This is a genomic window from Cohnella cellulosilytica (genome assembly GCF_042431195.1).
GTDB classification, from domain to species: Bacteria; Bacillota; Bacilli; order Paenibacillales; family Paenibacillaceae; genus Cohnella; species Cohnella cellulosilytica.
Window position 1 is genome coordinate 23,896 of sequence record NZ_JBHMDN010000037.1, and the last position, 17,629, is coordinate 41,524.

Consider the following 17,629-nt stretch of genomic DNA (forward strand, 5'->3'; position numbering starts at 1 on the left):
GTGCATTTCCCCCAATATAACGTTAACCTCGATTTCCTTTTCCCATCGTGACGATTTCCTTGACGGCATCTATCATGGATACGATATCCGCTTTTTCCGTGAAATATCCGGGACTGGCCCGCACCGCTCCCGTCTCGTACGTTCCCGCCGTCTCGTGTCCAAGCGGCGTGCAGTGAAAACCCGCCCGCACCGCGATCCCGAACTGCCGGTCGAGCAGAAACGCCATTTCGGACGGATCGATCCCTTCGACCGTGAAGGAGACAATTGCGGTTCTCTCCGCTCCAAGCTCCGGACCGAGAATACGAACCCCCGGAATGGCGAGCAGACCTTCCATTAAAGCGAAGGTGAGCTCGCTTTCCTTGGCATGGATCGTCTTCGTCGTCTCTCCGAGTACAAACCGTACGCCTTCCGACAGTCCGGCGATGCCCGGCGTATTTTGCGTGCCGGCCTCGTAGCGGTCGGGACGAACCGTCGGCTGCTCCGGCGCCTCCGACTTGCTGCCCGTTCCTCCGTGCATGAGGGGTTCCAGTTCCAGATCGGTATGGATATACAGGCCGCCTGTCCCTTGCGGACCGAGAAGCCCTTTATGCCCCGGAAAAGCCAACAGATCGATCCCCATCGCCTCTACGTCGATGGACAGCGTACCGGCGCTCTGGGCGGCGTCTACGAGCAGCTTCACGCCCCGTCTTCTGGCCGTCTCTCCGAGCTCGGCGATCGGAGCGATCGCACCGAGCAGATTCGAGCTATGCGAAGCGGCGATCAGCTTCGTCTTCGACGTTATCGCCGCTTCCACTTCTTTGACGTTCAGACGTCCTTGCTCATCCGCGGCCACGAACGTCGCCTCGATGCCGAATCTTCGCTTCATCGCTTCAATCGGACGCCTGACCGAATTATGCTCCAGGGACGTGGCAATCACATGATCTCCCGGCTTCAGCAAACCCTGAATAGCCAAGTTCAAGGCGTGCGTCGTATTCAAGGCAAAAGCGATATCGTTCGGATTGCCGATCCCGAACAGCCTGGCCAACCGTTTGCGTGCGTCGAACAGCACTCTGCTTGCCTTGACAGCCATCTCGTGGCTCCCCCTGCCGGGGTTCGCGGCGTTCTCTCTGACATTGCGCTCGATCGCTTCCACGACTCCGGGAGGCTTGGGCCAGCTTGTCGCCGCATTATCCAAATAGATGATCGGTTTGCGATCGTCCATGGCATTCACCGTCCTTACACAACAATAGCACACCTTAGTTTAATCCTTCCGCAGGAAGATTACAACTCGGGTATGCTACTCTCGTTTTTCTCTATTAACAAATCTATCAGGCCAGCGCCTTCAACAGCTCCAGCAGCCGTTCCAGGTCGCTCTTGCCGAAATACGACAGCTCGATGTGCCCTTTGTCCTTGTTCGGTTTAATTCGAACGGTCGTCTGGAATTTCTCGCGCAGCGTCTCTTCGATCTCTTCAATATAAGGATCTCGCTTTTTGACCTTCGTCTTCGTCTTCGCGGCCGTCTTCTTCGTATCGACGTTCTGAACCGCTTCCTCCAGCTCGCGCACGCTCCACTCCGCCGTAACCGTCTGTTTCGCCAACTGACGCTTCAGGTTTTCGTCTTTAATGCCCGCGAGCGCTCTGGCATGTCCCATAGACAATGTTCCACGTGAAACATAATCCTTGATTTCTTCCGGCAGCGATAGCAGACGAAGGAAGTTGGCGATATGCGAACGGGACTTGCCTACCTTCAGCGACAGCTCTTCTTGCGTCAGGTTGAATTGATTCATAATGGCCTGATAGGCAACCGCGACCTCGATTGAGTTGAGGTCCTCCCGCTGCACGTTCTCGATCAGGGCGATTTCCATCACCTGCTGATCGTTATAGGTACGGACGACCGCCGGGATCGTGGCGTTGCCGAGCAGTTGAGAAGCTCTGAACCTTCTCTCCCCCGCAATAATCTCGTAGCCCTTCAGCGCCTGTCGAACGACGATCGGCTGGATAACGCCATGCTCGCGAATCGATTCCGCCAGATCCTTGATCGCGTCCTCTTCGAACGTTTTACGAGGCTGATACGGGTTGGCTCTAAGCTGAGACAACGGAATTTCCACGATCTTATCGTCTTCCTTGATCGACAGAGAGGTAATTAACGCATCCAGTCCTTTACCTAGCCGCTTGCTCATAGGAGATCACTTCCTTTGCCAACTCGAGATACACTTCCGCGCCTTTGGACTTCGGATCGTAGGTGATGATCGATTGTCCGTGCGACGGCGCTTCGCTCAGTCTGACATTACGCGGAATAACCGTTTGGTAAACCTTCTGCTGAAAATACTTCTTCACTTCTTCGATCACTTGAATTCCCAGATTCGTGCGGGCGTCGAACATCGTGAGCAGCACGCCTTCGATTTGCAGCGAGGTGTTCAGATGCTTCTGCACAAGCCGAATCGAGTTAAGGAGTTGGCTTAACCCTTCAAGAGCGTAATATTCGCATTGGATCGGAATCAATACGGAATCCGCGGCCGTCAACGAATTAATCGTCAAAATTCCGAGCGATGGCGGACAATCGATAAGAACGTAATCGAAGTCGTTTTTGATTAACGCCAGCGATTTTTTCAACCGAATTTCGCGAGACATCGTCGGAACCAGCTCGATCTCCGCGCCCGCCAGCTGGATCGTTGCCGGAATGATTTTGAGATCGGGAATATCCGTATCGGAGATCGCCTGCTTCGGGTGAACCTCATTAATCAGCACATCATAGATGCAGTAGCTCACGTCGGCTTTATTGATCCCGATTCCGCTTGTCGTATTGCCTTGCGGATCGATATCCACGATTAACACCTTTTTTCCGAGTGAAGCCAGGCAGGCGCCCAGATTCACGGAAGTCGTCGTCTTGCCAACCCCGCCCTTCTGATTGGCAATCGCTATTATTTTAGACAACCTATTTCACCTCGATATGAATGACGGCCTCGGACAATTGCGCCCGCGGCGTCCTTTGGACAAAAATCGTTTGCGTCAGAGACGGGACGGAAATAAAAACACGGACGCCCTTGGATGCTCGCCGTCGATCCATTGTAGCGCGAGCATTCCGCCATTCCGATCCGCATGCCTTGAAAATATCAGCGATTAGATCGGAAAGATCCGGCAACGAACCGCGCTCGGCTGTTCGTTCCGCACCGGGAGCATGGGCATCCGCGTCGTGTTAACGTTTAGGAATTCGGATAATGATCTCGTAATGGTCTTCGCAGTCCTTCTCGTCCGCTTTAATCGGAATACCCGATCCGGTCACCATGTCCACGGATTGGCGAATCGTATTTACGGCAAGCCGCACGTCTTTGGAGAACGAGAAACGCTTCGGTTTCTTCGGCTTTGTCGCTTCCAGGTAAAACGCCACGCGGGTTTCGGTCTGCTTGACATTCAAGTCCTTCTCGATAATTTCCTTCAACAGCTTGTTCTGCGCCTCTTCGTCGGGAAGAGACAGCAGAGCCCTGCCGTGACGTTCGGTAATTTTCCGTTCCAGCAGCGCTTGACGAACCGTCTCCCCGAGCTGCAGCAGGCGGATTTTGTTCGCGATCGTCGACTGGCTCTTGCCCAACCGCTGGGCCAAGCTCTCCTGCGTCAGGTTATGAAGATCGATCAGCTTCTGATAGGCGATCGCTTCTTCAAGCGCCGTCAGACCTTCCCGCTGCAGGTTCTCGATCAAAGCGACGGATGCGGCCTGGGAATCGTTGATTTCCCGAATAATGGCGGGAATCGTCTCCATGCCAAGCTTCGTTACCGCGCGCCAGCGGCGTTCACCGGCAATAATCTCGTACTTTCCGTCGCGCACGCGAACCACGATCGGCTGAATAACCCCATGGGTTTTGATCGTTTGACACAATTCGTCGATTCGCTCGTCGTCGAACACCGAACGGGGCTGATACGGGCTTGGCACGATGCCTTGAACAGGGATTTGCTTGACTTCTTCTTGAGCGCCGCGGTCGGATAGACCCAGCAATCTTGAAAATTGCTCTTTCATTTCTCTCGGATCACCACATTAAGTATGATAGGGCGGATAGTCACGTGTCCATAGCGACAAAAAGCGCCGCCAATTCGCGCCTGAAGGCACATCTGCGGCACACTGATCTGTTACCCTCTATTATTCGCTATTCGCGCCCCATTTTCCTGCCTGTGAAAAAACTTTCGTCCGGCAGACCTATGGCATACAAACTGTTCCTATGTGCTTAAAACCGCTGCGAAAGACGGCAAACTCCCCATTCCTGCTTTAATAGAATATCACGATGAGGGCATTCTCGTAAACGTAAAAATGTTCCACGTGAAACATCGGACCGCCGCAAAAGCGGAGAAAATGTTTCACGTGGAACATTCGATAAGACGATCAGGGCTTCAGCAAGGGCGTTTTAAGCGGAGTGCCGGCTTTTCGCGGAAAGGCGGCGGGAGTCGCTTCCTTTTTCTCGCAAACGATCAAATGCCTCTCGGCCCCCTCCGTCGGAAGAGTAAGATGCTTCACGTCGACGAGTCTGCCTCCAAGCTTCGTCAGACTGTAACGCCCCTCCTCCAGTTCCTCCGCGATGTCCGTTCCTTTCATCGCAACGAACAATCCGCCGGGACGAACGAACGGCAAACAAAATTCGTTAAGCGCCGCCAACCGCGCGACCGCTCTGGCCGTCACGACATCGTAGCTGTCGCGATGCTTTCTGTCTCTGCCCGCATCTTCCGCCCGGGCGTGCAAACAGGTCACTTGCGCCAATCCCAGCTGTTTCGTTACTTCCTCCAAAAACTTGATTCGTTTCGCCAAGGCGTCGACGATCGTCACGCGGAGTTGAGGAAATACGATCGCCAACGGGATGGACGGAAAACCGGCGCCCGAGCCGATATCCGTCAACGAAAGCTGCTTGTTGAAGGAAACGGCCCCGGCCAATGTCAGCGAGTCATAAAAATGCTTTTCATACACCGCTTCTCGTTCCGTGATGCCTGTCAAATTCATTTTCTCGTTCCACTCGACGAGCAACCGATAATAGGTTTCGAATTGTTCCAGCTGCCGATCCGTCAATTCGATGCCAAGCGGGCGAAGCCGCTCCGCGAACTGCTGCTGCACGTTGTCGCTCATGAACTGTGCGCAGCCGCCGTAACGCGATTATAATGCTCGAGATAGACAACCAGGATCGACAGGTCGGCAGGAGTAACTCCCGAAATTCTCGAGGCTTGCCCCAGCGACAGCGGCCGGATTTTGCCCAGCTTCTGCTTCGCTTCGGTAGCAAGGCCGTGGATCGAATCGTAGTCGATGTTGTCCGGGATGCGTTTTTTCTCCATTTTCTCCATCCGTTCGACCAACTGCTGCTGCTTCTCGATATAGCCGGTGTATTTGACCTGGATCTCCACCTGCTCCTTCACGTCCTCGGGCAGTTCGGACGGCGGCGGAGCCAGCTTCTCCAGATGGGCATACGTCACTTCCGGTCGGCGCAGCAGCGACAATCCGTCTACGGAGTTGTTGATCGGCGCGGAGTCGACTCCGGCCAGCATCGCCTGCACCGCTTCGTCCGGGCGGAACTTCGTTTCCTTCAGGCGGACGATCTCCTCCTCCACCTTCGCCTTCTTCTCCAGAAACCTCTCGTAGCGCGACTCGGAAATCAACCCGATCTCCCGGCCAAGCGGCGTCAGCCGAAGATCGGCATTGTCGTGGCGAAGCAGCAGACGATACTCCGCGCGCGAAGTCAGCAGACGATAAGGCTCGTTCGTGCCCTTCGTGACCAGGTCGTCGATCATTACCCCGATATAGCCTTTCGAACGATCGATGATGACCGGCTCGGCTCCTTGAACTTTGCGCGCGGCGTTGATCCCGGCCATAATGCCTTGACCCGCCGCTTCCTCATAGCCCGACGTGCCGTTGATCTGACCTGCGGTGAACAGACCTTCTACGATTTTCGTCTCGAGCGATGGCCAGAGCTGCGTCGGCACGACGGCGTCGTATTCGATCGCATAGCCGGTGCGCATCATCTCGACCTTCTCCAGGCCCGGGATCGACCGCAAGATGCGCAGCTGCACGTCTTCCGGCATGCTCGTCGACAAGCCTTGGACATAGTATTCCTTGGTGTTGCGTCCTTCCGGCTCGAGGAAAATCTGATGCTTCGGCTTATCCGCGAAACGCACAATCTTGTCTTCGATCGACGGGCAGTAACGAGGCCCCGTCCCTTCAATCAATCCAGAGAACATTGGCGCCCTGTGCAGGTTGTCGTTGATGATCTGATGCGTCTCCTCCGACGTATACGTCAGCCAGCAGGGAAGCTGCTGATCGGCATGCTCCATATATTCCGTTTCGTACGAGAAATACTTCGGCTTGCTGTCGCCCGGCTGAATCTCGGTTTTGTCGAAGTCGATCGAATCCTGGTGTACCCTTGGCGGCGTTCCCGTCTTAAATCTCGCTAGCTGAAGTCCGAGACGCTTCAACGACTCCGACAGCTTCACCGCCGGCTGTTGATTGTTCGGTCCGCTCTCGTACATCAATTCCCCAAGAATGACTTTGCCGCGCAAATACGTTCCCGTCGTCAGAACGACCGCTTTCGCCATGTACTGCGCGCCCGTTTTCGTAATGACCCCTTTGCATACGCCGTCCTCGACGATGAGGTCCTCTACCAAGCCTTGGCGCAGCGTCAAGTTCGGCTGCTTTTCGATCGTCTCCTTCATCGTATGCTGATACAGGAACTTGTCGGCTTGCGCTCTTAGCGCATGAACGGCCGGTCCTTTCCCCGTATTGAGCATTCTCATTTGAATGAAGGTTTTGTCGATGTTCCGTCCCATCTCTCCGCCCAGCGCGTCGATCTCGCGCACGACATGCCCTTTAGCAGGCCCGCCCACGGAAGGATTGCACGGCATAAAAGCGACCATATCCAAATTGATCGTCAGCAGCAGCGTCTCGCTGCCCATCCGGGCGGCGGCCAATGCGGCTTCGCAGCCCGCATGTCCCGCGCCGATGACGATGACGTCATAATCTCCGGCATGATAAGTCATATTCACTCCTCCTTGCTTTCCTTAGCATATGTTATTTTCCTAAACAAAATTGGGAAAAAATTTGATCCAGCAGCGAATCTCCGGCCGCGTCCCCGAGAATTTGTCCGAGCGACTCCCACGAGGCCGTGATGTCGATCTGAATAAGGTCGATCGGGACTCCTTCGTATGTTGCTTGAATCGCGTCTTCCAACGACTGACGGGTTTGATGCAGCAGCGCAACATGCCGCGCGTTGCTCACGTAGGTGATATCTCCGGACTCGACGGCCCCGCTGAAAAACATCCCGGTTACCGCCTGCTCCAATTGCTCGATTCCCTGGCCTTCCTTCGCCGACAAATACACGATGCGCTCGGTCGGATAATCGCGTTCGATCTCCCCGATCTCCAGCTTGGCGGGAAGGTCGATCTTGTTCACGACAACAATCGTCGAGCGGTCCTTTAGCTGCCGCAGCAGCTTCCGTTCGTCTTCGTGCAGTTCCTCGTGCCGGTTCAGCACCAACAGAATCAGATCGGCGTCGTTCAAGGCGCCGTGCGATCTCTCCACCCCGATCTGCTCGACGAGATCCTCGGTCTCCCGAATGCCCGCCGTATCGAGCAATCTCAACGGGATGCCCGAGAGCGCCACCGTCTCTTCTACGATATCACGGGTCGTGCCCGGAATGTCCGTCACGATCGCTTTATTTTCGCGGGCCAACGCGTTCAGCAGCGACGACTTGCCCGCATTCGGGCGGCCGACGATTGCCGTTACGATCCCTTCCCGCAAAATTTTCCCTTCATTAGAACGCTGCAGCAGCTCATTCACTTCGGCCAGTACCGAGCGGCAATCCGTACGGATCAGCTCCGCGGTCACGTCCTCCACGTCATGCTCCGGATAATCGATGTTCACCTCGACGTGCGCGATCAACTCGATCAGCCGCTGCCGCAGCGGAACGATTTTTTTCGAGACCGAGCCTTCGGCTTGTCTTCTCGCCACCTGGAACGCGCGATCCGACTTGGAGCGGATCAGGTCGATGACCGCCTCCGCCTGGGCCAGATCGATTCTTCCGTTCAGGAACGCCCGTTTCGTAAATTCTCCCGGTTCCGCCAGTCGAACCCCATGCCGAAGTACCAACTCCAGCACCGACTTCACCGCGACGATGCCGCCGTGCGTGCTGATCTCCACGACGTCCTCCGCCGTGAACGATCGTGGACCTTTCATGACCGTGACCAGCACTTCATCTATTCTCCGCTCCGATTGCGGATCCACGATCCAGCCGTATTGAACGGTGTGCGAAGCGGCCTCGCGCAAATCCTGCTTCGACTTGAACAGCTTCGCCACCGTCGCCACTGCCTCCGGTCCGCTCACTCTGACGACGGCGATGCTGCCTTCGCCGAGCGCCGTCGCGATCGCGGCAATCGTATCCTCGTTCATGCGAATCCCTCTTTCCGTCAAAAAACGCAATGACCCCCCAACGTTGCGGAAGCCATTGCGCGGACATGCTATTGCTTTAAAGCGATCACGATTCGGCGATTCGGTTCGTCTCCCTGACTGTACGTCTTGACGTTCGGGTAAGACTGCAATCGCGCGTGGATAATTTTGCGTTCCTGTGCGGTCATCGGCTCAAGCACGATCTCCTTGCGCGTCCGGACGACCTTCGACGCCATTCGTTCGGACAATGCCTCCAGCGTCTGGCGGCGGCGCTCGCGAAATTGCTCGGCATCGAGCACGATACGAAGATGACGGTCCGAGTGGCGATTAGCCACGATGTTCGTCAAGTATTGAAGAGAATCCAAAGTTTGTCCACGACGACCGATCAGAATGCCCAAGTCCGAACCCGTAACGTTAATCCGCACTGCATCATTCTCATCCACCCGTTCAACGGAAACGGTCAGATTCATCGCTTCCGACACGTCGCGGAGAAATTGTATCGCTTCCTCCACGCCGTCCGGCAGCAATTCCAACTCCACTTTTGCCTCTTTGGCTCCGATGAGCCCGAACAGCCCTTTGCTCGGCTGCTCCAACACTTTGACATTCACCCGGTCTTCGTTAACGCCCAGTTGGGCCAGACCGCTGCGAACCGCATCTTCTATCGTTTTCCCAGATGCCAGGAGCTTTTTCATTTTGCGCGCGCCTCCTTACCTTTACCTTTGCCTTTCTTCGGTGTTGGTTCGGGAGCTGGTTCCGGTTTCTTAGGCTTGCCGTACATGAAATAGTTTTGAACGATCGTATAGATGTTGCTGTAGATCCAGTACAGCGGCAGCGCAACCGGGAAGTTGATCGCCATAACGAAGATCAGAACCGGGAAGACGTACATAAGCCCCTTCATCGGTCCGGCCATCGTCTGCTGACGGGACATCATCATCGATTGGACAAACGTCGTCATCGCGGCGACGATAGGAATGATGTAGTAGTACCACTCCCCCTCGCTCGGCGACGTTCCAAGCTGAAAGCCGATAAAGGAATGCGTTCTGATCGCGATGTTGTGATAAATCGAGTTGTACAGCGCAATAAAGATCGGCATCTGCACGATCAGCGGCAAACATCCGGCAAGCGGATTGACCTGATGCGTCTGATACAGCTTCATCATCTCTTCTTGCTGCTTCTTCGGATCTTCCTTGAATTTCTCGCGAATCTTCTGCATCTCCGGCTGGAGGGCTTGCATGGCTTTCGTGTTCTTATACTGTTTAATCATTAAAGGAAGGATGATCGTCCTTACTATAATGGTAAGCACTAAAATCGAAAGTCCGTATTCGCCGCCGAACCATTCCGCGAACGTGTCTAGCATCAGCGAGAACCAGTACACGACGTTCCTTGTCCACCAGGAACCGCTCGTGGCCATATCCGCCGTAGTGATTGCCTGAGTCGCAGGCGTACAGCCCGCGAGCAGCGTCATCAACGCGATTGCGCCGAGAACGATCCACCATTTGCGATTTCGCAACAAAACTGAAAACTCCCCTCTTCATCGCCGGCATGCCGTAAAATGTTCAACTTGCTGAATCCGATTACAGCCCGTCCAAGCGATAACGCCTTCGGCGTCGTTGAACGGGTAATCGCGTTGTGTCGAAGACGATCGGAACGGGAAAGCGGATTGGATCGTTCCGAATCATCATGGCTGAAACTATTCAGTACAACTATACCATATTAAAGAAGGCAAAGAAAAGCTGAGGCTTGTCCGCGCGCCCTGCTTTTATTTGCCTTTGCTTGCATGTGGTTTATTTCCACGGTTTCCTTGAGAATTCGGCGGCTTGCGGCCAGGTTGGAACGGCTTGGAGCCCTTCAGCAGCCCCGCCTTCCGCAGCACGTGGAGAATGCTGCCTTCCATCTCCTTGTACGCCATCGACAGCGCGGGCTTCCGAACGATCAGCACGAGATCGATATCCTCCTGCAGCTTCGCCGCGTTCAGACGAACGATCTCCTTCACCATCCTTCTCAGCCGGTTGCGCACGACCGCGCCGCCCAGCTTGCTGCTCACCGACACGCCCATTCGGAAAGTCCCCGTCGGAGCCCGCTTGCGCCAGTACACGACAAACTGCGAATTGGCGAACGATTTTCCGTACCGGTACACCGTATTGAAATCTTCCCTCTTCCGCAGCCGCAGCTTCCTATGCATCGTTCCCGCTCCATCTGTTGCAGTGTAGAAAAAAAGACCACCTGAAGTGGTCTTTCATTAACTATGCCGACAATACTTTGCGACCCTTTTGGCGACGAGCTTTGAGAACCTTGCGGCCGTTCTTCGTGCTCATGCGGCTGCGGAACCCGTGCACCTTCTTGCGCTTGCTTACATTCGGCTTAAATGTAGGACCCATGAATCAAACCCCCTTACCTAAAAACTCACGTCCATCTATTAAACCACGCCCAGCCCAAATTGTCAATAAATCTCCAGGCGAAGCTTGGAACGAAATTGCGGCCATTCTCTTCCAAGGAAGCGAGGCATATCCTTTTCGGATCATGATATGATAAATATAAAGTCGTTCCAAGGAGACTTCCGATATGGAAACGAAAATTTTAGTCGTCGAAGACGAAGAAAAAATATCGAGGCTGCTCGAAATCGAACTCGAGATCGAAGGATACCGGGTCGCCAGATACGGGAACGGAATCGATGCTCTGGAAGCGTATCGAGGGGAAAAATGGGACCTCATCCTGCTCGACATCATGCTTCCCGGCATGAGCGGAATCGAGCTGCTCCGTCGAATCCGCTCCCACGACGCACACACCCCGGTCATTCTTCTGACCGCCAAAGGCTCCGTCGAAGACAAAGTATCCGGTCTCGATTACGGAGCGAACGATTACGTAACGAAGCCGTTTCAGATCGAGGAGCTGCTGGCGCGAATCCGGGCCTCGCTTCGGCAGCGACCCGGGACGGATTCTTCGGAGGGCGAGTGGATTGCCGCGGCGGATCTCAAGGTCAACGAGAAAACAAGGGAAGTCGTCCGCGCAGGCGATCCGGTGGAGCTGACGCCGCGCGAATTCGACCTACTCGTCTTCCTGCTCAAGAACAAGCGCCAGGTGCTTACCCGAGAGCAAATTCTGGAAGCGGTGTGGGGATTCGATTATTACGGGGAGACGAACGTCGTCGACGTCTATATCCGCTATATCCGAAAGAAAATCGATCAAGGGCGGGAGCCGGAGCTGATTCGTACCGTTCGGGGCGTCGGCTACGTGCTTAAGGATGCGCCATGAGACTGAAAAACAAAATCCATCTCTATTCCTCCCTTCTGTTCGCCGTCCTGCTGATCTTGATGAACGCCTTGATCTATTTGCTGTTCGATCGGATGTCGCTTGGCAGCGAGATGAAGCAAGCCGAGACGGAAGCCGCCGCGATTGCCGAAGGCATCCGCCGGAACGCGGCCGGATTTCCCGTCCGGGACTTGCTGCGGGCCTACGTTCCGGCTGACGGCATGCTGCGAATCGTTGCGCAGGAGGATGGAATCGATTATCCTCCCGTTACTTCATCGTCCCAATCGAAGCTCAGCAAGCTGGACACCCGTTTCTATCCGGAGAAAATCAAGCAAGCCATCCCCTATGCCGGAGAAAAATACGCGCTCGTCTCGCTGCCCGTCATTTGGAACGACGGCTCAGTCGTCAACGTGCAGGTCGTTCGCAGCTTGCGCGAGACGACGGACAATCTGCAATCGTTGCGGATCGTCCTGATCGCGGTTACCGTGCTCGCGCTCGTTCCCGTCGTCGCTTCCGGGCGATGGCTCGGCAAGCTGATCGTGCAGCCGATCGCGAACATGACAAAGACGATGAAGGAAATCCGGGAAAGCGGAAGGTTTAAGCGGCTGGAGTTCGACGATTCGGCCAAGGACGAGCTGTCGGAAATGGGACGGACGTTCAACCGGATGATCGAGCTGCTGGAGAGCAACTTTGAGAAGCAGGAGCGCTTCGCCTCCAATGCTTCTCACGAGCTGAAAACTCCGCTGACCGTCATAGAAAGCTACGCGAATCTGCTGAAGCGCAAAGGCTTGGAGCGTCCCGACTTGTTCGCCGAATCTGTCGAAGCGATTCATTCGGAAGCGGTCCGCATGAGGGAAATGACGGAGCAGCTGCTCCTGCTCGCCAGAAGCCGAAGTGGCTGGAACGCGAACCCGGAGGCGCTGGATCTCGAGCAGTTGGCAATCGGCGAAGCCGACGCCTTCCGCAAAGCGTATCGCCGCGACGTCCACGTGGAAGCCGAATCTCCCGCCGTCGTTCTCTGCGACAGGAGCCTGCTGCGGCAGCTGCTCTTCCTCTTCCTGGACAATGCCAGGAAATACAGCGAAGAACCGATCGCCATCACGGTAGGCGCGGATGGCGAATCGGCATGGATTCGCATTGCCGACCGCGGCGTCGGCATCCCGAAGCACGAGCTTCCGAAGGTGTTTGATCGGTTCTACCGCGTCGACCAAGCGCGAACCCGGCGCAACGGCGGCTTCGGACTCGGCTTGTCGTTGGCAAAGGAAATCGCCGAAGCGATCGGGGCAAGCGTCGAGCTGGACAGCCTCGAGGGCGTCGGCACGACAGCGACGATCCGGCTGCCGGCGTCCCGATGAATGTTGCGCGATACGCACCATCATTTTCCCATGGCTCTCATCGATTTCTAATCTTTGTGTCGTAATGTAGGGATGACTTAACAGGAGGAGACGCTAAAGATGACTAAACGAACGCTTCGGCTTGCGGCTTATATCGCCATACCGCTCGCCGGAATCGTTATCGCCGCGGCGCTATGGAGGCCATGGGCCGAACAACCGGAGCCAGTCTCGCGCGAAGCGCTGCAGGAAGCGGTGCTCTCCCGATATCCCGGCACGGTCAAAAATCTCGTCAAAGCGGAAGATCAATATGTGCTGCTGCTGGAAACGGACCAAGGACTCTACCGGGTTAAAGCCGACGCCGTCAGCGGCGAGATCGTTTACCTGGAAAGACTCCAAACCGCGGATCAAGACAACAAGCCCGCTCCGACGCCGCCTTCCGAGTCCTCGAGTCCGCCCCCTTCCCCAAACGTTCCCCCTTCGACGGCATCGCCTGGAGAAAACGCCGGTAAGCCGCTCCCGTTTATCGGGGTCGAACGGGCCAAAAAGATCGCCGCCGTCCATGTGCAGGGAACGGCAGAGGATGCCGAGCTCAAGGGCTCGGCCGCGGGGAACGCATATTATCTCGTTGAGGTCGACGTCGAAGGCGGACGGGATGCCGACGTGCAGGTGAACGCCGTATCCGGCGAAGTCATGTCGGTCATCTGGGACGACGAAAACGACAAGGATCGTAAAGATGATAAGGATGACTAAGCAAGATAAACAAGGCGGCGACGATGCTTGATCTTTAACGACGCCGTTCCCACGTTCTCATCGTTTTCTAATGTTCTTATCCTGTTCCTCTCATCTTCAGGGCTTACTCTATACCTGTACGATACGCCAAGAGAGGAGAATGCACATAATGAAAAACAAAACGAAAACGATTCTGCTGTCCGCCGCGCTCCTGACGGTCGTCGCGACCGGCGCGGGCGCCGCAACGAAGGGGTTCGCGGCTAGCGCCAGCGATCATGGACGGATAGGAATAAATAAAGTGAAGGAGCTCGCGGCGACGGCGGTTAACGGTCAAGCCGTCCGCGCGGAACTGGAGAAAGAACGGGGAGTCGTTTACTACGATGTGGACGTGCTTAAAAATAATCGGGAATACGACGTGCATATCGACGCCCAAACCGGTAAAACCTTAAAAGTAGAGCGGGACGACCCGGACGACGACCGCAGCGACAATCGCCGAACAGCTGTCGGAGAGAAATCTTCAGCTTCCCCGTCTCCGTCCGTTTCCCCCTCCCCCTCATCTTCCGCCGACAAACCGGCGATTAGCGCCGAGCAAGCTTCCCGGATCGCGGCGGACCGCGTGAACGGCACGGTCGTCAAAACGGAGCTGGATACTGATGATGATGACGGAGTGCTTCATTACGAGATCGAGCTAAAAACCGATCGCGGGGAAGCCGAGATCAACGTCCACGCTCATACAGGCAAAATCCTGTCTGTGGATTATGACGACGATGATGACGATCTTTACGACGATTAACGGATCATCTCCGCCGCCCAGCCCTTGTAAAGCTCGCGTAAGCCGACAGGCTTGCCGCTGCTTTGCAGGGGCTTTTTTCTCTTGTGGACAGACGTTTTTTTCGGTTAAACTTATGCACATGTGCACAACCCGGACGAAAAAAACGAATTTTTGACTTCCCTGTCGGATCGTCTCACAAATTATCAACAATATCTTGTGCTGTGCACAGTTTTCATCCACAAGTTATTGAAATTGTGGATAACAGGGGGAATTTCATTGAATTTAGAGGCTTTGTCTGCTATGATTAGTCATGTCTTTACCCGTGGATTCGGAAAATTTACCCTCGAATTACTAACACCCTGTGAATAACTTTGTGAACAAATCCCCACATTCGTGGATAACCCTCATAATAATTCAGGGAATACTGTGGATAACTGGTCGAATCGCGTTCGGCTTCACGTTCTCCGCTTATTTTTTGTCCTTGCGAGGAGTAAAAGGAGAGAAATTGTCGTGGACAACCCCAACAATGAAATCTGGCAGCAGGTGTTGTCGGTCATCCAGACGAAGCTCAGCAAGCCCAGCTTCGACACTTGGTTCAAGTCGACGAAAGCCGCGTTCGTCAGCGATAACGCCGTTCTCGTCACTGCGCCGACGACCTTTGCCGTGGAGTGGTTGGAAACGCGCTATATGAAGCTCGTCGCTTCGACGATCTCCGAATATGTCGGCAGACCCGTCGACGTGAAGTTTTCCATCGAAGAGGCCCGTCCGCCGGAGCCGCCCGAAGCGGCCCCGCAAATTTCGGTCGCGAGCCAGCCTGCATTGGAAGAACCGATGATGCATATGCTCAATCCGAAATATACGTTCGATACGTTCGTCATCGGCGCCGCCAACCGGTTCGCGCACGCCGCCTCGCTGGCCGTCGCGGAGCTGCCGGCCAAATCGTACAACCCTTTTTTCATGTACGGAGGCGTCGGACTCGGCAAAACCCATCTGATGCACGCGATCGGCCATTATATATTGGAACATAACCCTCATATGAAGGTTTTATACTTATCCTCCGAGAAATTCACGAACGAGTTCATCAACGCGATCCGCGACAATCGGGGCGAGAGCTTCCGGAACAAATATCGCAACATCGACGTGCTGCTCATCGACGATATTCAGTTCCTGGCCGGCAAGGAAGGAACGCAGGAGGAGTTTTTCCACACCTTTAACGCGCTTCACGAGGAGCACAAACAGATCGTCATCTCGAGCGACCGCCCGCCCAAGGAAATTCCGACGCTCGAAGAACGGCTTCGTTCCAGGTTCGAATGGGGACTCATCACCGATATTCAGCCGCCCGACCTGGAGACGCGGATCGCGATTCTCCGCAAGAAGGCCAAGGCGGAAAACCTCGACATTCCGAACGAAGCGATGATGTATATCGCCAACATGATCGATTCCAACATTCGCGAGCTCGAAGGCGCTCTTATTCGCATCGTCGCTTATTCTTCGCTCACGAATCAGGACATTTCCGCTCATCTGGCGGCCGAAGCGCTGAAGGATATTTTGCCGACGGGCCGCAACCGGCTCATTACGATGCAGGACATTCAGCAGCGGGTCGGCGACTATTACGGGCTTAAGCTGGAGGACTTCAAGGCGCGCAAACGGACGAAAGCCGTCGCTTTCCCCCGCCAGATCGCCATGTATCTCTCGCGCGAGCTGACCGATTATTCGCTTCCGAAGATCGGGGACGCGTTCGGCGGACGCGACCATACGACCGTCATTCACGCCCACGAGAAAATCTCGCAGCTGCTCAAGGTCGACCAGGATCTCTATAAAATTATCAACAGCTTGACCGAGAAAATTAAAAATTTGACGTAAAAAAAACATCCGACGCCTGTTCACAACAAATCCACATGTGGATAGGCGTTGTTTCGAGTTTTTTCGCGGTTATCCACATATTCAGGGCCCCTACTACGACTTAATATTTAAAACATGCTACAATAGACAAATCGATGAGGTGAATTCATGAAATTTACGATATTGCGCAACGAATTGAACGAAGCGATTCAACACGTATCCAAAGCCGTCGGCTCCAGAACGACCATTCCGATTCTGAGCGGCATCAAGCTTGACGCTGGCTTCTCCGGCATTACGCTGACGGCGAGCGACACCGACATCTCGATCCAGAGCTTTATTCCCCTTGAGACCGCAGACAAGACGATCGCTACCGTCGTTAAGCCGGGGAGCGTCGTTCTGACGGCCAAATTTTTCGTGGAAATCGTCAAGAAGCTGCCGCATGAAGAAGTACATATCGAAGTCGGCGAAAGGTTCCAGACGATGATTACGTCCGGAGCGACCGAGATCCAGCTCGTCGGCCTCGATCCCGAGGAATTCCCGGTGCTTCCTTCCCTGATGGAAGAGCAGATCGTTTCGATTCCCGGAGATTTGCTGCGGGATATGATCCGGCAGACGGTATTCGCGGTGACGACGAACGAATCGACGCCGATCCTGACCGGCGTTCTCTGGAACCTGCACGACGGCGAATTCAAATTCGTGGCGACCGACCGCCACCGCCTGGCCAGCCGTCAATCGACGGTGGCGTCGGACGATATGCGGTTTTCCAATATCGTTATTTCCGGAAAAACGCTGAGCGAGCTCTCGAAGATCGTGCCCGACCAGAACGTGATGGTCGACATCGTGGTGGCCGAGAACCAGGTTTTGTTCAAGCTCGGCAACGTGCTGTTTTATTCGAGAATGCTCGACGGAACTTATCCCGATACTTCAAAGATTATTCCGCAAAGCTTCAAAACAGAACTCGTCCTGAACACGAGACAGCTCAGCGACTCGATCGACCGGGCGTATCTGCTCTCCCGGGAGGAGAAGACGAACATCGTTCGTCTCGTCACGACCGAAAACGGCGGCATCGAAATTTCGTCGAGCTCCTCCGAGCTGGGCAAAGTAACGGAACAACTCAGCGTCAGCGAGATGCGCGGCGAGCCGCTCAAGATCGCTTTCAACTCCAAATATATGCTCGACGTCTTGAAGGTCATCGACAGCGAGGAGCTGTTCATTGGCTTTAACGGTTCGATGAGCCCGATCATTATCCGGCCGAACGACCATCAGCTCAGCCTGCATCTCATTCTTCCCTACCGGACGACGAATTGAGGAGAAGCG

Annotated in this window: 17 protein-coding genes; 6 read left to right on the forward strand and 11 right to left on the reverse strand. The window is 54.9% G+C overall.

Annotated features, from left to right (window positions below; genetic code table 11):
- Positions 1-22 precede the first annotated feature (22 nt).
- The 11 genes from ACFFT4_RS25585 to rpmH all read right to left on the reverse strand — a co-directional run bounded on the left by ACFFT4_RS25585 (position 23) and on the right by rpmH (position 10,764).
- Positions 23-1,201: an aminotransferase class V-fold PLP-dependent enzyme gene (locus ACFFT4_RS25585; protein ID WP_378051829.1), complete on the reverse strand. Its 1,179-nt coding sequence runs from the start codon at positions 1,199-1,201 to the stop codon at positions 23-25.
- Positions 1,202-1,307: 106 nt separating this feature from the next.
- Positions 1,308-2,159 carry a ParB/RepB/Spo0J family partition protein gene (locus tag ACFFT4_RS25590; protein WP_378051831.1) on the reverse strand — a complete coding sequence of 284 codons (852 nt, stop codon included), beginning with the start codon at positions 2,157-2,159 and terminating at the stop codon, positions 1,308-1,310.
- Entirely contained in the window at positions 2,140-2,913 is a 774-nt protein-coding gene (locus tag ACFFT4_RS25595; RefSeq protein ID WP_378051832.1) for a ParA family protein, read from the reverse strand. The genes ACFFT4_RS25590 and ACFFT4_RS25595 overlap by 20 nt, the downstream gene beginning before the upstream one ends.
- A 262-nt stretch (positions 2,914-3,175) precedes the next feature.
- Positions 3,176-3,991: a nucleoid occlusion protein gene (gene noc / locus ACFFT4_RS25600; RefSeq protein WP_378051833.1), complete on the reverse strand. Its 816-nt coding sequence runs from the start codon at positions 3,989-3,991 to the stop codon at positions 3,176-3,178.
- A 360-nt stretch (positions 3,992-4,351) separates the two neighbouring features.
- Positions 4,352-5,083 carry a 16S rRNA (guanine(527)-N(7))-methyltransferase RsmG gene (gene rsmG, locus ACFFT4_RS25605; protein WP_378051834.1) on the reverse strand — a complete coding sequence of 244 codons (732 nt, stop codon included), beginning with the start codon at positions 5,081-5,083 and terminating at the stop codon, positions 4,352-4,354.
- Positions 5,080-6,981: a tRNA uridine-5-carboxymethylaminomethyl(34) synthesis enzyme MnmG gene (gene mnmG, locus ACFFT4_RS25610; protein WP_378051835.1), complete on the reverse strand. Its 1,902-nt coding sequence runs from the start codon at positions 6,979-6,981 to the stop codon at positions 5,080-5,082. Before mnmG ends, rsmG begins: the two co-directional genes overlap by 4 nt.
- 31 nt (positions 6,982-7,012) lie before the next feature.
- The gene (mnmE, locus tag ACFFT4_RS25615; RefSeq protein WP_378051836.1) at positions 7,013-8,389 is read right to left on the reverse strand and encodes a tRNA uridine-5-carboxymethylaminomethyl(34) synthesis GTPase MnmE; all 1,377 of its coding nucleotides are present in this window, start codon (positions 8,387-8,389) and stop codon (positions 7,013-7,015) included.
- A gap of 68 nt (positions 8,390-8,457) precedes the next feature.
- Positions 8,458-9,078 (reverse strand): RNA-binding cell elongation regulator Jag/EloR, encoded by a 621-nt coding sequence (gene jag, locus ACFFT4_RS25620; protein ID WP_378051837.1) that lies wholly within the window; start codon positions 9,076-9,078, stop codon positions 8,458-8,460.
- On the reverse strand, positions 9,075-9,899 hold the full coding sequence (locus ACFFT4_RS25625; protein ID WP_378051838.1) for a YidC/Oxa1 family membrane protein insertase: 825 nt from the start codon (positions 9,897-9,899) through the stop codon (positions 9,075-9,077). Before ACFFT4_RS25625 ends, jag begins: the two co-directional genes overlap by 4 nt.
- 246 nt (positions 9,900-10,145) lie before the next feature.
- Positions 10,146-10,568, reverse strand: a complete 423-nt coding sequence (rnpA, locus tag ACFFT4_RS25630) for a ribonuclease P protein component (protein ID WP_378051839.1) — start codon at positions 10,566-10,568, stop codon at positions 10,146-10,148.
- Positions 10,569-10,629: 61 nt separating this feature from the next.
- Positions 10,630-10,764, reverse strand: coding sequence for a 50S ribosomal protein L34 (gene rpmH, locus ACFFT4_RS25635; RefSeq protein ID WP_084423307.1), 135 nt, complete (start codon positions 10,762-10,764; stop codon positions 10,630-10,632).
- A gap of 184 nt (positions 10,765-10,948) precedes the next feature.
- On the opposite strand from rpmH, the gene ACFFT4_RS25640 reads away from it, so the two are divergent.
- From ACFFT4_RS25640 to dnaN, 6 genes are all read left to right on the forward strand, one after another.
- Positions 10,949-11,638 (forward strand): response regulator transcription factor, encoded by a 690-nt coding sequence (locus ACFFT4_RS25640; RefSeq protein ID WP_378051841.1) that lies wholly within the window; start codon positions 10,949-10,951, stop codon positions 11,636-11,638.
- Positions 11,635-12,990, forward strand: a complete 1,356-nt coding sequence (locus ACFFT4_RS25645; protein WP_378051842.1) for a sensor histidine kinase — start codon at positions 11,635-11,637, stop codon at positions 12,988-12,990. The genes ACFFT4_RS25640 and ACFFT4_RS25645 overlap by 4 nt, the downstream gene beginning before the upstream one ends.
- 99 nt (positions 12,991-13,089) lie before the next feature.
- Positions 13,090-13,719: a PepSY domain-containing protein gene (locus ACFFT4_RS25650; protein WP_378051843.1), complete on the forward strand. Its 630-nt coding sequence runs from the start codon at positions 13,090-13,092 to the stop codon at positions 13,717-13,719.
- A 148-nt stretch (positions 13,720-13,867) separates the two neighbouring features.
- A complete protein-coding gene (locus ACFFT4_RS25655) occupies positions 13,868-14,491 on the forward strand; it encodes a PepSY domain-containing protein (RefSeq protein ID WP_378051844.1) in 624 nt (207 codons plus the stop codon).
- 489 nt (positions 14,492-14,980) lie between these two features.
- Entirely contained in the window at positions 14,981-16,333 is a 1,353-nt protein-coding gene (gene dnaA / locus ACFFT4_RS25660; RefSeq protein ID WP_378051845.1) for a chromosomal replication initiator protein DnaA, read from the forward strand.
- A 147-nt stretch (positions 16,334-16,480) separates the two neighbouring features.
- A complete protein-coding gene (dnaN, locus tag ACFFT4_RS25665; RefSeq protein WP_378051846.1) occupies positions 16,481-17,620 on the forward strand; it encodes a DNA polymerase III subunit beta in 1,140 nt (379 codons plus the stop codon).
- The last annotated feature ends 9 nt before the right edge of the window (positions 17,621-17,629 follow it).